This is a genomic window from Sulfitobacter sp. HGT1 (assembly GCF_013282155.1).
Lineage (GTDB): Bacteria > Pseudomonadota > Alphaproteobacteria > Rhodobacterales > Rhodobacteraceae > Sulfitobacter.
This window is the reverse complement of sequence record NZ_BLWI01000010.1, coordinates 227,529-242,968: the sequence shown is the minus strand read 5'-3', so window position 1 is coordinate 242,968 and position 15,440 is coordinate 227,529. Positions and strand designations below refer to the sequence as shown.

The window sequence follows — 15,440 nt, the reverse complement described above, 5'->3', positions numbered from 1 at the left end:
AAAGACAGCCCTAGTCAGCTTAGCCGGTAGCTTATCCGGCGATAAGGAACGGTTACGTGTCCATATCGAAACCGAGACCAGGCGCTATTCTGGACCGATCAGTCCTTGCGGCATAGTGGGGGCCTTGGCCTTGGCCTTGATCTTTGGCCTTGGCGTTATTGTGCACAGGAAAATGTCAGGAAGGTCGTCCGGGAGGGCGGCGTTTCATTTTTGAATGGAGCGGAAACGCCTGCGTACCCATAAAATAAAAGGGCTTAGCGAATAATCGCTAAGCCCTTGAATTAATTGGCTCCGACGGTAGGGATCGAACCTACGACCAATTGATTAACAGTCAACTGCTCTACCGCTGAGCTACGTCGGAACGGTCTGGGCGATATAGCAGTGGTATTTTGTGGCGTCCAGTGGGTTTCGGCAGTTTTTTCAGCTTTTTCCAAATTGATTTCAAATCAGTCGAAATTTGGCGTCTCCTGACAAGGCACCGACAGGCGAAACGCGGTTTTTTCCGGTAAGATCAACAAGATGCGCAAGGACGTTGCGGGACGCGGCCCCCAGCAGCGCGGGGGGCGTTTCGGTGTAGATGAGCGTGGCCAGCATATGGGCCGTGGCGGGGCCGGCGGTGAGGGCGGCCAGAATATCGGCCTCCCGGGATTGGCGATGTGCGACGAGCCAGGCCAGACGGTCATGGGGGGTATCAACAGGGGCTCCGTGGCCCGGATAGAACACCCGCCAGCTTTGTTCATTCAGCCTTGTGCAGGAGGCCATGAAATCGGTCAGATCGCCATCAGGTGGCGACACAAGCGAGCTGGCCCAGCCCATAACGTGATCTGCGGTGAAACACGCGTCTTTCCAGCGAAGACTGATGTGATTGCCGATATGTCCGGGGGTGTGGATCACGTCCAGCGACCATGTATCGCCCTCGATCTGGTCCTTGTCAGCCACGATCCGGTCCGCGCGAAAATCGACGTCGATGCCTTCGCCGCCGCCAATCTGTGCGCCTTGGGCCAGCTGCGTCATAACGGCAGAGCGCCCGGCGGTCGCATCGCCAAAGGCAATAACCGGCGCGCCGCTGGCTTGGGACAGATCGCGCGCCAGGGGGGAATGGTCCAGATGGGTATGGGTGACGATGATATGGCTGATGTGCTGGCCTGGCTCGATGGCGGCCAGAATCGCGGCCAGATGGCGCGGCGACGCTGGGCCCGGGTCGATCACAGCCAGACCGCGCGTGCCGACAAGATAGGTGTTTGTCCCGCGATAGGTCATCGGCGAGGGGTTATCCGCCACAATCCGGCGCAAACCGGGTTCCAGACTCTGGGCAACGCCTATGGGTGGGTCAAATTCGTCGGGGGGGAGCATGGTTTGGCCTTTCGCGGCGGGAGGGGGCTGGCTAAGGTCTACAACATGTTCTTTGTCTGGCTCAAACGATATATGCCCCGTGGCATCTATGGGCGCGCTGCCCTGATCCTGCTGTTGCCTGTGGTGATTTTGCAGCTGGTGGTGACCGTGATTTTTGCGCAGCGCAATTACGAAGGTGTGACCACGCAAATGACCATCACCGTGCTGCGCGAGGTGGCATTGGTTCTGAACGTCGCCGCAGATGCACCATCGGCGGATCAGATTGCCCCGATGGTCCGACAACGGCTTTCCCCTTTGATGATGCAGGTGGAACCGGTCATGCCGGAGGAGCAGGTGCAGCAGAACCAGCTGTCCTGGTATGATTATTCGGGCCGCGTCATGATCGGCTTGTTTCAGGAACGCCTTGCTGAGTTCCGCACGCTGGATCTGACCGATCCGGGGCGGGTGCATCTATTTGCCGACACAGACCATGGCCCGATCCAGATCAGCTTTGACCGCGGGCGCATTTCAGCGTCCAATCCGCATCAGCTGTTTGTCTATACGTTTTCCTTCGGGTTCTTGATGACGCTGATTGCATTCCTCTATCTGCGCAATCAATTGCGTCCGATCAAACGGTTGGCCCGTGCTGCCGAAGCCTTTGGTAGGGGCCGCCACATCCCTTATACCCCTGCCGGTGCGGTTGAATTGCGCGCAGCCGGCAGTGCGTTTCTGGACATGCGCGCCCGGATCGAGCGGCACATCGAACAGCGTACGCTGATGTTGTCGGGGGTCAGCCACGATCTGCGCACCCCCCTGACGCGGATGCGGCTGAGCCTGTCGATGATGGAGGACCCCGAAGCCGGGCCCTTGCTGCAGGATGTCGAAGACATGCAGCGGATGCTGGATGAATTCCTTGATTTCGCCAAAGGGGCTGCCGAGGGCGAGTTCGAAAAGCTTGATCCCCACGCCTTGCTGAAATCTGCCGTAGCCGAGGCCCAGCGGGCAGGGCGCAACGTGACCCTGTTATCACCCCAAGGTGACGGATCAGGCACCGTGCGGCTGCGCAAAGGCGCGATTTTGCGGGCGGTGGACAACCTGATCTCCAATGCTGTGCGCTATGGTGCAAAGGCCGAGGTGTCGGTGCTGCTGACAGACAAGACCTTGCGCATCCGCGTAGAGGATGACGGCCCCGGTATCCCCGAAGACCGCAGGCTGGATGCGGTGCGTCCGTTTTCGCGGCTTGATCCCGCCCGAAACCAGAACAAGGGCGGTGGCGTCGGGCTTGGGCTTGCCATTGCCACGGACATCGCGCGCGCCCATGGCGGTGTGTTGCGGTTGGGGGTGTCCGAGGATCTGGGCGGGTTGCGCGCCGACATTGTTATCGCACGCTGACAGCCGGTGCCGAACGCGCTGACCCGAAGTCCGCGTGACGTATCCATCCTGTGACTTGTGGAAAACAACCAATGGATGTGTGATTCTGGGGGCGTCAACCCTTGGGGGTTTCAACCAAAGCTGATAAATACCCCCCTGAACAGGGAATATCCTTTTATATTTTCACAGATTAGCGCAATTTTCCTCACGATGGGCTGCACTAAGTATTTAATAAAATCAGATACTTAAGGGGTCACTCGTGCCCGCCCGATGGAAAGACACAAAATTGCCGATTTTACGCCCGCAATTCGTCTTGCGCCTGCTAAAGAGTGACCTTGAGGAACCTGAACCCATTAGCAGCCCGTCAATTTGGACGGCGATACTTTAGCAGGTCTCCCGGAGGGTCTTACACGTGATCAATAATTTCAGAGACTATATTTCATCAAAAGCATTCATTCTGGTTGCCGCTGTGGTCATGCTGAGCGTGTCCGGGATCGGGTATTCGATCATCAAAATGGACCACGACAGCCACTTATCCTCGGTCAAACGCGATGTGGAGCAAGGGCTTTACGCTGCCACCGAACAAATCCAGCTTCGGTTCTTCGAGACCGTTCTGGTCGCGAAAAACGTCGAAAGTATCCTGAGCATGTCCGGCGGGATTGTGGAAACCCACATTTCGCGGGTAGTGGAAGAATTCCAAAGACATAATCCGGCAATCATCGCTGTCGCCTTGGCCCCCGGCTTGGAGATCACGCACAGCTTTCCACAAACCCAAAACAGAAAGTCGATCGGTCTGAAATATTGGCAGGTGCCCGCCCAGATGACCAGCGTGGCAAAAGCCTACCGGACCCAAAGCTCCGTTGTGTCCGGGCCTGTTGCACTTGTACAGGGCGGCACCGGTTACATCCTGCGCTATCCTGTATTCTTGCAAAGCCCTGCTTTGAAGTCCGACAAGTTTTGGGGTATCATTTCAATCGTTATTAACGCGGACGGGCTGCTGAACGCCAACCAGCATGATTTCGGCAATGCCGAGAAATACGTCTTCGAACTGAATGAACTGCGCACGCCGCCGGAGGTCTTGTCGTCGCTTGATGTTGCGAAAACTCCGATGCGGTTCCAACCGGTTGTGAACGAATTCAGCATGCTTGGCAGCAAGTGGAGAGCGACAGCGATTCCTGCGAACGGTTGGCCCGCCTATTCGCCAGAAAGCCGCTATTTGGTGGGGTCCGCATTCTTCTCTGCGCTGGTTCTGCTGGTGGTTCTTTTGGCCTATCGCAAGCTTGCGGTGAAGAAAGAAAATGCACATTCCTTGCTGGCCGAAGCCGTGGGTTGCATCAACGAAGGCTTTATCGCCTTTGATGACAAGGAACGGCTGATGATCGTGAACCAGAAGTATCTGGATTACCATACCGATATCGCCGATCATGTGGTTACCGGAATGACGATGGAGAGCCTCGTAAGGCTGGCCGTCGAAAATCAGGATATTCTTCATGATATGGAGGATAAAGAAGCATGGGTTGCGCAGCGCTTGGAGGACTTCCGCAATCCGGGCGATTCATTCCTGCAAACAATCGGGAACGGGTATTGCCTTAAGGTGACAGAGGCAAAGACACCACATGGTTATACCGTGGGCATCTGGACAGACGTGACTGCTGAAAAACGCGCCCAAGAGGCCGCAGAGGCCGCCGACCGCGAGAAAACAGATTTCCTTAACAACGTCTCGCATGAATTGCGCACACCTTTGACCGTGATTTTCGGGCGCGCGACATTCATGCGCAACAGCGAAAAACTGCCCCATGCCAAGCGGCTGTTGAGCGCAATCGAGGCGGAGGGCACCACGCCCGAAGAATTGGCCAACGCGGTTACGAATTATCAACGCTTCGTATCTGACCAGGGTGCAGGGATCGCAGATTCGGCCCAGCACATGATCCGTCTTGTCGAAGACCTGCTTGATTGGACAAAGGTTGCCCGCGGCAAGCTGGACCTGGATATGGAGCGTCTGCAACTGGATGAGCTGTCAAGTTCCGTGGTGCAGGATCTGAAACCCAACGCCGAGGCGAAAGGGCTGTCGCTGACCTATTCCGGTGACTGGACCGCCGAAGCCATGGCCGACAAAGTACGGTTGAAGCAAATCTTGTACAACCTGATCAACAACGCGGTCAAATTCACCGACAAGGGCAGCATTCACCTGTCGATGGAAAAAGAGAACGGCTTTGTCGTGTTCAATGTGACGGACACGGGCCATGGCATCTCCGAGGAAAACCTCGAACGGGTCTTCCAGCGTTTCCAACAGGTTGATGGCTCCATGACGCGTCAAAGCGGGGGGCTGGGCCTTGGTCTTGCGATTTCCGAACAACTCGCAGCACTGCACGGCGGCACGCTTTCGCTGACCAGCACATTGGGTAAGGGCAGCACCTTTAGCCTAAGATTGCCAAGCGCCGAAGCCGACGTCAGCCTTGAGAAAGTCGCATGAAAGTCGCGTAAAACGGGCGCGGCTTTGCAAAGCGCAAGGTTGGTGTCTGTTATGAAGATTATTGTGGCTGGAGCGGGTAACGAGAATCGAACTCGTAACTAAAGCTTGGGAAGCTGCCGTGATACCTTTTCACCATACCCGCGCGCCATGACCCTGATTTAGGTTGTGGCGCGCAGAGCGTCAAGTCAGGACTTGGTGGCGGTGAAAAAGTTAATCTCGGCGGGGATGGCATGACCGTCAAATTGCGCAAATGCATCCGTCATGGCCGCTTGAATGCGGGATTTCGCAGACGCGTCTGCATCGAAATGTTTGATCGTCCCGGCAGCAGGGCCGACATGCATCGACAGCGCCGCGATTTCGTGGGCTCCGCCGGGCAGGGTAAAGGCCATGTTTTCGGCGACACCCATTACATCGTTGAACCCCGCGCGCGCCAGCATGGCGCATGTCCGGTCGATGTCGCGCAACGCAAAAGGGCCGGGGGCATCGGGATCAGATTTTGGCGGCGCGCCCAGTTCGGCCTTGGCGATCTGCGCGGGCAGGGTGAACCATGGATTCGCGGGGATCTGGCCCCATGTGGCAAAGCTGAGCGTGCCGCCGGGTTTGATCGCCCGGCCGATGTTTTCAAACGCCGCAGCGGTATCGGCAAAAAACATCACCCCAAACCGCGAGATGACGTGATCGAATTGCGGCATCTGAAACGGGTGATCCGCCGCATCGGTCAGTTCAATACGGACCCAAGGCTGTGCCGCTGTCCGTTCTTTTGCGCGTGCAACCATGGTGGCCGAGATATCAACCGCCATGACATGACCATCGGGGCCCACAGCATCGCCCGCAAGCAGCGCCGACCCGCCGGTGCCGCAGCCGATATCCAGAACCCCATGGCCGTTTTGCACCCCTGCACGGCCAAGAACCCCGTCCAGAACCGGTGCCAGAAACGCATCCAAGGGGGCCTCGTAGGCGACCCATGTTGGCCCGGCATTATTGGTCCAGAAGTCTTCTTGGTCGTGATTTGCCTGTGACATGGGGTGCTTTCTGTAGCTGTTTTATCCGCGCCGGCGACGACGCCCGCCGCCCGCACCATCGCCGCCACTGCCGCCGGTGTTAAAGGTGGCCGTGGGCAGGGTCACGATGCTGTTAAGGATCGGGAAAGGTTCAACCGCGTTCGGAATCGCCGATGCGTTCACAAAATGCTCCTGAAAACGCGGCTCGATTGCGGTCTCGATCTTGTGGATATTGCGCACGGTCTCCTCGATCTCGGCCCGTGTGGTGCTATTGAGCAGGGCAATCCGCGCGCCGGTTCCTGCGGCATTCCCCGCCGAGGTGACCTTGTCCAGCGGCGCATCGGGGATCATGCCCAACACCATCGCGTGTTTGGTGCTGATATGCGCCCCAAAAGCACCGGCCAGCACGATACGGTCCACCTTGTCGACGCCGAACTTGTCCATCAGCAGGCGCGCACCGGAATACAGCGCGGCCTTGGCCATCTGGATTTCGCGGATATCGCGATTGGTCACGGTGATTTTCGGCCCGCCATTGGCCGTGCCGTCATAAACCAGATAGGAATTGGTGCGCCCGTCAGCAAAGACCATCGGCGATCCGGTTTGTTCGGCCGTGCCAATCAGGCCGGGGGCATCCACGATGCCGTGAATGCGCATCTCGGCCACCATCTCGATGATGCCGGACCCGCAAATGCCAGTCACACCGCTTGCGCCAATCGCGGCGTCAAAGCCCGGATCGTCAGACCACAAATCGCTGCCGATCACCTTGAACCGTGCGATCTTGGTCACGGGGTCAATCTCGACCCGCTCGATTGCGCCGGGGGCGGCACGCTGGCCGCTGCTGATCTGCGCACCCTCAAAGGCTGGTCCGGTGGGCGATGAACAGGCCAGCACCTTGTCGCGGTTGCCCAGCAGGATTTCGGCATTGGTGCCCACATCGACGATCAAGACCAGATCGTCGGATTTATCCGGTGCCTCTGACAGCGCAACGGCAGCGGCATCCGCCCCGACATGGCCTGCGATACAGGGCAGGAAATATATCCGCGCTGACGGGTGAATGGTCAGGTCCAGCTCGACCGCGCGCATCCGCAGCGCATTGGACGTCGCAAGGGCAAAAGGCGCTTGGCCCAGCTCGAACGGGTCGATGCCCAGAAACAGGTGGTGCATGACGGGGTTGCAAACAAAAACCGCATCCACGATCAGGCCTTTATCAACGCCACCTTCGGCGCAAATCTCGTCAAACAGGGTGTTCATGCCCGCACGCACCGAACGGGTCATCTCCTCCGCGCCACCCTCGTTCATCATGGAATAGCTGACCCGGCTCATCAGGTCTTCGCCAAAGCGGATCTGCGGGTTCATTACGCCTGACGACGCCACGACATCGCCGGTTTGCAAATCGCACAGATGCGCCGCGATGGTGGTAGACCCCAGATCGACAGCCAGCCCATAGACAGTCCCCTCGTAGAAACCCGGCCACAGATGCATGATGCGCGGCGGGTTCTCGTCATCGCCCAGATGCACGGCAACAGTGACCTTCCAGCCGCCCTTGCGCAGAATCTTCTGCATCACCTGCAAGATCTGCAAATCCGCTTTCACATTCTCAAGCTGCCATTGCTCTTTCAACGCCGCGCATAGCCGCTCCAGATCGCCCGAGGGGTCATGCATGTCGGGCTCTTGCACTTCGACGTAAAACAGCTTGGTTGACGGGTTCAGCACAATGTCACGGGCCTCGGCGCGCTTGCGCACCACTTGCTTGTGCACCTGGCTTTCGGCGGGCACGTCAATCACGACATCGCCCATCACCTGTGCCTGACAGCCCAGCCGCCGCCCGTCGATCAAACCGCGCTTGTCCTTATAGCGCTGCTCGACCGAGTTCCATTCGCTCAGCGCATCATCCTGAACCGTCACACCATGCTTGGGAAACTGTCCATACCCCGGCGACACCTGACATTTCGAACAAATGCCGCGCCCGCCACAGACCGAATCCAGATCGACCCCCAACTGGCGCGCCGCCGTCAGAATGGGGGTTCCTTTTGGAAAATGCCCGCGCTTGCCCGAAGGCGTGAATACCACCAGTGGATCGTTGCTCATCAAATCTGTCCTCAAAACCTTTGCCGCAACATAGCGAAGGCTGCGCCAGACGAAAGCCAAGATACGTCGCAAAATGCCGCATCCGCGTCCTCGCTTCTCTGGCTCTTAAATATCCCGGGGGTCGACCCAAAGGGTCGCCCCTTGATCACGGCGCGCCTTTGGCGCGACGGGCAGAGCCCCAACCGCCTGCAATCGAAACAAACCCTAAATGTCCCGCGCACCACGTGCATGAAATATGAACCCCAGAAAGTTCAACAACACCTGCGCCGCCAGAATGCTGGTCGATCCCGTCGGGTCATAATCCGGTGCCACCTCGACCAGATCAATGCCCACGATCTCGTGGCGCTTGGCTGCGGCCTGCAACAGTTCCAACACTTCGTAATACAGGAACCCACCGTGGGAAGGCGTGCCCGTGCCGGGCGCAATCGACGGGCAAAACGCATCAATGTCGATTGTCACATACAGCCGCGCGCCCTCTGGCACATGGGCCAAGACGCCCAATGTGCCCATCTTGCGCGCCTGCCGGACCGAAATAATATCCGACCCCATGGCGCGGGCATCATCATAGCCTTCGCGGGCGGTCGAGCTGACATTGCGGATGCCGACCTGCGTCAGCCCCGTCACATAGTCCTGCTCGGCGGCGCGGCGCATCGGGTTGCCGTGGCCATGGCGCACACCGTGGCGTTCATCGACGAAATCCAGATGCGCGTCGATTTGCAGGATATGAATGTCGCCTTGCCCGTCGAATGCACGGATACACGGGATATTGATCGAATGATCGCCGCCAATCACCACGGGCAGGGCACCGGCATCCAGAATGGCCCGCACGCCGGCTTCGATATTGGCATGGCTTTGTTCTGTATCGGTATGCACGATATCCGCATCGCCGATATCAACGATGTTCACATCCCCCGGCAGATACACCGCATCGTCTTCGTGATCATAGGCCCCCGCGTGGCCAAAGCTGAACAGGGTGGACGCCTCGCGCACCCCGCGCGGGCCAAACCGCGCACCCGCCCGCCATTGGGTGCCCGCATCAAACGGGGCCCCCAGTATCGCGACATCGGCATCCAAGGCCGTCCAATCGGGCTGATATGGGCGCTTGCCAAAGGTCGAAATGCCCACAAAAGGCAGATCAAGCCTGCCGCCCTCATATCCGTGATTTGCCATTCTGACGCTCCTTTGAAACCGGTTTGGCCCAGCTTTGACCGGGCTATGCGGTTTTGCAATGGTGCTGCGCGGCAAATGGCCCTTTCCAATCGGTACTATCCGTGAAATAGGAAACCGCCAAATGAACCCATGCAACCCGAGGTGCAATTATGGAGATTCGTGAGGCTCTGACCTTTGATGATGTACTACTGGTGCCAGCGGCATCGAGCGTGTTGCCGTCAACGGCTGACACACGCACATATGTGACAAATTCGATCGCTTTGAACATCCCGCTGCTCAGCTCGGCGATGGACACAGTGACCGAAAGCCGCATGGCGATTGCCATGGCCCAGGCGGGCGGCATGGGCGTGGTGCATCGCAACCTGACCATCGCCGAACAGGCCGAACAGGTGCGCCGCGTCAAACGGTTTGAAAGCGGGATCGTTTACAACCCGATCACCCTGCGCGCCAACCAGACCCTTGCGGACGCCAAAGCATTGCAGCAGCGCTATAACGTCACCGGTTTTCCGGTGGTGGATGAAAAGGGCCGCGTCGTGGGCATTGTGACCAACCGCGACATGCGTTTCGCCACTGCCGATGACACACCGGTGCATCTGATGATGACCGTCGACAAACTGGCCATCTTGCACGAACCCGCCGACCGCGAAGAAGCGATCAGCCTGATGAAGGCCCGCCGGATCGAGAAATTGCTGGTGACCGACGGGGAGGGCAAATTGACGGGTCTTCTGACCCTCAAGGACACCGAACAGGCGGTTCTGAACCCCACCGCGTGCAAGGACGGTCTGGGCCGTTTGCGCGTGGCCGCAGCAACCACCACGGGCGATGCCGGTTTTGAACGGTCGCAAGCGCTGGTCGATGCGGGCGTGGATATGATCGTGATCGACACTGCGCACGGGCATTCCGAAGGCGTGGCCATCGCGGTCGAGCGCGCCAAAAAGCTAAGCAACGAAGTACAGGTTGTGGCGGGCAACGTCGCAACGGGCGAGGCGACCCGTGCCCTGATCGGTTCGGGGGCGGACGCGGTCAAGGTTGGCATCGGGCCGGGCTCTATCTGCACCACACGGATGGTGGCGGGCGTTGGCGTTCCACAGCTGACGGCGATCATGGATTGTGCAAAAGCAGCCGGTGATATTCCGGTGATTGCCGATGGCGGCATCAAGTTCTCGGGTGATTTTGCCAAGGCAATCGCGGCGGGTGCGTCTTGTGCCATGGTCGGCTCGATGATCGCCGGCACGGACGAATCCCCCGGCGAAGTTATTCTGTATCAAGGGCGTAGCTTCAAAAGCTATCGTGGCATGGGGTCGCTTGGTGCGATGGCCAGCGGCTCTGCCGATCGGTATTTCCAGAAAGATGCGGCCAGCGACAAACTGGTCCCCGAAGGGATCGAGGGTCAGGTCGCCTATAAAGGCTCTGCCGCGGCTGTGGTGCATCAAATGGTCGGCGGTTTGCGCGCGGCGATGGGATATACCGGCTGTGCGACCGTGGACGAGATGCGCAAGAATTGCTCTTTCGTTAAGATCACCGGTGCGGGCCTGAAAGAGAGCCACGTGCACGACGTTCAAATCACCCGCGAGAGCCCGAACTATCGGGTTGGCTAATGGCTCACCGGTCTCGCTTTGAAAGGCAACTAAACGTGGCAGTTACATGACCCCCGGCGCGCGCGTCGCAGCGGCGATCGAAATCTTGAACGCGATGGCCGATGGCCAACCGGCCGAGCAATCCCTGACCCGTTGGGGCAGGGGCAATCGCTTTGCGGGCTCCAAGGATCGCGCGGCAATCCGGGATCATGTCTTTGCCGTGTTGCGCCAGCGCCGCACCGCTGCCCAACTGGGCGGAGGCGAGACTGGACGCGCCTTGATGATCGGCATTTTGCGGGCGCAAGGCGCTGATCTTGCTGCGATTTTCAACGGTGTCGGCCATGCGCCACAGCCCTTGACCGATGCAGAGCAGGGTATCGAAACCGAGGCTGACGAAGCAATCGAGTGGAACCTGCCGGACTGGATTATCCCCCAGTTCAAGGCGTCGCTCGGCCCCCGCGCCGAAGCCGTGGCATTGGCCCTTCAGGCCCGTGCCCCGATCACCTTGCGGGTGAATACAGCCAATATCACGCCCGCTGCCGCTGTGGTAGAACTGGCCGAACAGGGCATTCAAACGCGCGCTAATCCTCTGGCCGAAACTGCATTGACCGTCACCGAAGGCGAGCGGAAAATCCGCAACTCTGTCAGTTACTTGGAGGGCAATGTGGAGCTTCAGGACGCGTCCAGCCAGGCGGTTGTCGCGGCGATTTCCGGCACAGGCCGGATCTTGGATTACTGTGCGGGCGGCGGCGGCAAGGCGCTGGCCTTGGCCGTTGACCCGGCTGCGACGGTGATGGCCCATGATATCGACCCCCGCCGGATGCAGGATTTGCCCGCCCGTGCCGACCGCGCAGGCAGGACGATCCGCCAGATTGAAGCCGACATGCTGGCGAACGAGGCCCCGTTTGATGTGGTCTTGTGCGATGCGCCCTGTTCGGGCAGCGGGGCCTGGCGCCGGTCGCCAGAAGGCAAATGGACCCTGTCCGCGTCACGTCTGGACGAGTTAACTCAAATTCAAGACAGTATTCTAGACGCCGCAACGGCATTGACGGCCAAGAACGGCGTTCTGGTCTACGCGACCTGTTCCGTTCTGGCATGCGAAAACGAAGACCGTATCGCCGCATTCCTGGCACGCAACAGCGGCTGGTCTGTCGGGTTCCAAAAACGTTTTGACCCGAATGACGACGGTGACGGGTTTTTCACGGCACACTTGAAAAGAGATTGATGAGGTATACGATCAACCTGAACGTGTTTATCGGGTTGAGCTTCATTAATTGACGGTACCTTAACCTTCCTGGACGTAAACCGTTTGTATGTTTATGCGAGGGGAGGGTCGTTTTTGTCAAAATTGAACAGCGTTACCTTAGTCAGACGCAGGCGGATGCTGGTCGTCTTTATCGCTGCCATTTTGACCTTTGTTGCGGCCTTTGTGGCGCAGCAACCCTATCTGACGCGCGTTTTCATCTCTGCCGGTGCGGCGCTTGGATGTGTCGCGGGGATAGGTTTTATTGCTGATATCCTGACGGAAAAACGGATCGGTCGGGATGTGCAGGCTGTCTCCGACTTTATCGCAAATGACGCCAGCCCCAGTGTTTTCGCGACCGAAGACGGGCTTGTCACCGCGCAAAATCCAGCAGCGTCCCTCCTGTGCAAGGCGAACCCGACCACGACTGTCGCTGCCTTTCTGTCAAGCCTGCTTGCAAGCCCCTCGGCGCATGTGTTCCGTCTTCAGGACCGCGCGGAAATAGACGGAGCGGCACGTGAAGATATCATGACCCGCACTGGCCCGATGCGCCTTTCGACCCACCGCGTGGCAACCGGTTATTTGTGGCGCCTTGAAGCCGTTCAGGAAAAAGGCCCCGCGCGGTCGCGTGACTTTGAACAGTCCTTGCCGATGTTGATGGTTGGCCGGTCGGGTGCCGTTTTGTTCATGAACGAAGCGTCCCGCGCCCTTATCGGTACCCGGGTGAAAACACTGGATCGTTTGTTCAAATCATTGCCTGTCGCCCATGGCGATCTGGCCGAGGTGACGACGACACAGGGCGAAACAAAGATGCTGGTCGCGGAACTGGATGCGGGGGCAGGGCGTAAGGCATTGTATTTGCTTCCCGCTTACGCACCGCGCGCTCAGGATTCAGGGTGGAACGTGTTTCAGGAACTGCCCATACCCTTGGTCAAGATTGCCCCGAACGGCGCAGTGCTGTCCTATAATCAGCTGGCCGCAAAGCTTGTTGGCCCGGGGTTGCAGCCCGATGCGCTTTTGGCATCGCTCATGGAAGGGCTGGGTCGGTCGATCAATGATTGGCTGACCGACACCTTGGAAGGCAGGTTGATCCAGAAATCGGAATTCCTGCGGTTGAAACGCGACGATCGAGAGACTTTCGTGCAGGTCACCCTGAACCTGGTGACCGATCAGGGGGCCCCCGCGCTGATCGCGGTCCTCAACGATGCAACCGAATTGAAAACGCTTGAGGCGCAATTTGTGCAAAGCCAGAAAATGCAAGCTATCGGGCAGTTGGCCGGCGGTGTTGCCCATGATTTCAACAATCTTTTGACAGCGATTTCAGGGCATTGCGATCTGTTACTGTTGCGCCATGATCAGGGGGATCCTGATTTCAGCGATCTTGTCCAGATCGACCAGAATGCCAACCGCGCCGCCGCTTTGGTGGGGCAACTGCTGGCGTTTTCGCGCAAACAAACCCTGCGGCCCGAAACATTGAATCTGCGCGACACGCTGGCAGACCTGACACATTTGTTGAACAGGTTGGTCGGGGAAAAGGTGACTTTGACGCTCAGCCATGATCCGGTTTTGAAACCCATTCGGGCTGATAAAAGGCAGCTGGAACAGGTTCTTATGAACCTGGTGGTCAATGCGCGCGACGCAATGCGGGAAGGCGGGGAGATCAAGATCACCACCGAATGCGTCAAGTTGCAAAGCCCGTTAAGGCGCGACCGCGCCACCGTTCCGGCCGGGCAATATGTGACCTTGCAAGTGTCGGACGAAGGTGTCGGTATTCCCGAAGATAAACTGCAAAAGGTGTTCGAGCCGTTTTTCACCACCAAACGCACTGGCGAGGGGACAGGGCTGGGCCTGTCGACAGCCTATGGCATTATCAAACAATCTGGCGGGTTCATTTTTATCGACAGCACCGTCGGAGTCGGCACCATATTTACCCTTTATTTCCCGGTTATGGCCAATAGTCTGACCACACCGGCCAAGCCCGCCGTCGTGTCGGCACCACCAGCCGGTTTCGACGACGGGATCATCCTGCTGGTCGAGGACGAAGCCCCCGTGCGGGCCTTTGCCAGCCGTGCACTGCGGATGCGCGGCTATACCGTGCTCGAGGCTGAATCTGCCGAAGCTGCGCTTAAGACACTTGAGGATGAGACGCTGAACATCGATGTCTTCGTCACCGATGTCATCATGCCGGGCATGGACGGGCCCAGCTGGATTCGCAAAGCGCTGATAGACCGGCCCGGTGTTCCTGTCGTTTTCGTATCGGGCTATGCCGAAGACAGCTTTGGTGCCGAACAGACAACAATCCCTAATTCGGTGTTTTTGCCAAAGCCGTTTTCACTGACCGATTTAACAACGACCGTACATAATCAAATGCGGTGACCGGCAAATCGCAACTAGGCGATAGAATCGTAAAGCGCGAATTCGTCCTCGAATTTGCGGCGAAACCGTTCTTCTATATCCGGCGACAGCGTCAATTCCATCTCGGGAGAGACGTTTTCACGTTTAAGATCAAGGGTTACGCCAAGCCGATCAGATAAAAACTGCTGAAGTCTGGGTTGATCTTCATAGCGGAAATAATGCGTGATCCCGGTGCCATTCGGTTGTGCGGCCATAAAGTTCAGCTGACTGCCGACATCGGCGAATCCGGGTTTTTTGCCTTTCATATAGGCCAGAATAAACTCGTCAAAGGTGACATCAAACGTCGCATTGGGTTTGCCTTGCATGAACGGCCGGCGGCGGTACCGGTACCAACTGCCCAGCCAGCTGATCGGCTCGCGCATGACGGCCATCAGCTCCAGTTCTGCATCGCACACCTTTAAAAACATCGGCCGGATGAATCGGTTGTAGCGGTAGACAGGGGCATGTTTCAGCATCGGCGGTTCGGAAATCACCATATCTGCACGCGGGGCCAAGGCAGTTTCATAGGCCGTCGTCCCGGTCTTGGGGACGGATAGAAAGGCAAGGCGTTCTTTAAAGAAAACAAGCATATATACGATATTCCAAACTCAATTCAGCCGATCTTGTCCCAGTAAACCACATGTTAATCACTTCGGATAAAAGATGGAACATGAAACAAAACGATTGAAATGTTCTGCTTTTGGTCCCATACGGAACATATAAGGAACAAAATCCAGGTGGCACAGGCAACGATTGCGGCTTGATGACCACTGTGACAGTAAAGGGATACC

The 15,440-nt window shown here is 58.0% G+C and carries 10 protein-coding genes and 2 tRNA genes; 5 read left to right on the top strand and 7 right to left on the bottom strand.

What is annotated here, in order from left to right:
* Positions 1-286: 286 nt before the first annotated feature.
* Together HGT1_RS11205 and HGT1_RS11200 are read right to left on the bottom strand one after the other, a co-directional pair.
* A tRNA-Asn gene (locus HGT1_RS11205) sits at positions 287-361 on the bottom strand.
* Positions 362-441: 80 nt separating this feature from the next.
* The gene (locus HGT1_RS11200; protein WP_176250025.1) at positions 442-1,353 is read right to left on the bottom strand and encodes an MBL fold metallo-hydrolase; all 912 of its coding nucleotides are present in this window, start codon (positions 1,351-1,353) and stop codon (positions 442-444) included.
* A gap of 45 nt (positions 1,354-1,398) precedes the next feature.
* On the opposite strand from HGT1_RS11200, the gene HGT1_RS11195 reads away from it, so the two are divergent.
* Both HGT1_RS11195 and HGT1_RS11190 read left to right on the top strand, forming a co-directional pair.
* Positions 1,399-2,724, top strand: coding sequence for an ATP-binding protein (locus HGT1_RS11195; RefSeq protein WP_176250024.1), 1,326 nt, complete (start codon positions 1,399-1,401; stop codon positions 2,722-2,724).
* Between the two features lie 391 nt (positions 2,725-3,115).
* Positions 3,116-5,176, top strand: coding sequence for an ATP-binding protein (locus HGT1_RS11190; protein ID WP_255200173.1), 2,061 nt, complete (start codon positions 3,116-3,118; stop codon positions 5,174-5,176).
* A gap of 68 nt (positions 5,177-5,244) precedes the next feature.
* Here the strand turns inward: HGT1_RS11190 and HGT1_RS11185 are convergent.
* From HGT1_RS11185 to speB, 4 genes are all read right to left on the bottom strand, one after another.
* A tRNA-Gly gene (locus HGT1_RS11185) sits at positions 5,245-5,318 on the bottom strand.
* Between the two features lie 43 nt (positions 5,319-5,361).
* On the bottom strand, positions 5,362-6,198 hold the full coding sequence (locus HGT1_RS11180; RefSeq protein ID WP_176250023.1) for a class I SAM-dependent methyltransferase: 837 nt from the start codon (positions 6,196-6,198) through the stop codon (positions 5,362-5,364).
* A gap of 21 nt (positions 6,199-6,219) precedes the next feature.
* Positions 6,220-8,265, bottom strand: coding sequence for an ASKHA domain-containing protein (locus HGT1_RS11175; RefSeq protein WP_176250022.1), 2,046 nt, complete (start codon positions 8,263-8,265; stop codon positions 6,220-6,222).
* Positions 8,266-8,469: 204 nt separating this feature from the next.
* Positions 8,470-9,435, bottom strand: a complete 966-nt coding sequence (gene speB, locus HGT1_RS11170) for an agmatinase (protein ID WP_176250021.1) — start codon at positions 9,433-9,435, stop codon at positions 8,470-8,472.
* 149 nt (positions 9,436-9,584) lie between these two features.
* Here speB and guaB point away from each other — a divergent pair, with 149 nt between their 5' ends.
* The 3 genes from guaB to HGT1_RS11155 all read left to right on the top strand — a co-directional run bounded on the left by guaB (position 9,585) and on the right by HGT1_RS11155 (position 14,631).
* Positions 9,585-11,033: an IMP dehydrogenase gene (guaB, locus tag HGT1_RS11165; RefSeq protein ID WP_176250020.1), complete on the top strand. Its 1,449-nt coding sequence runs from the start codon at positions 9,585-9,587 to the stop codon at positions 11,031-11,033.
* A gap of 46 nt (positions 11,034-11,079) precedes the next feature.
* The gene (locus HGT1_RS11160) at positions 11,080-12,237 is read left to right on the top strand and encodes an RsmB/NOP family class I SAM-dependent RNA methyltransferase (RefSeq protein ID WP_176250019.1); all 1,158 of its coding nucleotides are present in this window, start codon (positions 11,080-11,082) and stop codon (positions 12,235-12,237) included.
* Positions 12,238-12,393: 156 nt separating this feature from the next.
* The gene (locus HGT1_RS11155) at positions 12,394-14,631 is read left to right on the top strand and encodes an ATP-binding protein (RefSeq protein WP_176250018.1); all 2,238 of its coding nucleotides are present in this window, start codon (positions 12,394-12,396) and stop codon (positions 14,629-14,631) included.
* A gap of 14 nt (positions 14,632-14,645) precedes the next feature.
* On the opposite strand, the gene HGT1_RS11150 is transcribed toward HGT1_RS11155, so the two are convergent.
* Positions 14,646-15,239: a gamma-glutamyl kinase gene (locus tag HGT1_RS11150; RefSeq protein WP_176250017.1), complete on the bottom strand. Its 594-nt coding sequence runs from the start codon at positions 15,237-15,239 to the stop codon at positions 14,646-14,648.
* Between the last annotated feature and the right edge of the window lie 201 nt (positions 15,240-15,440).

Coding starts and splice junctions, on each gene's coding strand:
- HGT1_RS11200 (WP_176250025.1), bottom strand. CDS start 1,353: ATGCTCCCCCCCGACGAATTTGACCCACCCATAGGCGTTGCCCAGAGT.
- HGT1_RS11195 (WP_176250024.1), top strand. CDS start 1,399: ATGTTCTTTGTCTGGCTCAAACGATATATGCCCCGTGGCATCTATGGG.
- HGT1_RS11180 (WP_176250023.1), bottom strand. CDS start 6,198: ATGTCACAGGCAAATCACGACCAAGAAGACTTCTGGACCAATAATGCC.
- HGT1_RS11175 (WP_176250022.1), bottom strand. CDS start 8,265: ATGAGCAACGATCCACTGGTGGTATTCACGCCTTCGGGCAAGCGCGGG.
- speB (WP_176250021.1), bottom strand. CDS start 9,435: ATGGCAAATCACGGATATGAGGGCGGCAGGCTTGATCTGCCTTTTGTG.
- guaB (WP_176250020.1), top strand. CDS start 9,585: ATGGAGATTCGTGAGGCTCTGACCTTTGATGATGTACTACTGGTGCCA.
- HGT1_RS11160 (WP_176250019.1), top strand. CDS start 11,080: ATGACCCCCGGCGCGCGCGTCGCAGCGGCGATCGAAATCTTGAACGCG.
- HGT1_RS11155 (WP_176250018.1), top strand. CDS start 12,394: ATGCTGGTCGTCTTTATCGCTGCCATTTTGACCTTTGTTGCGGCCTTT.
- HGT1_RS11150 (WP_176250017.1), bottom strand. CDS start 15,239: ATGCTTGTTTTCTTTAAAGAACGCCTTGCCTTTCTATCCGTCCCCAAG.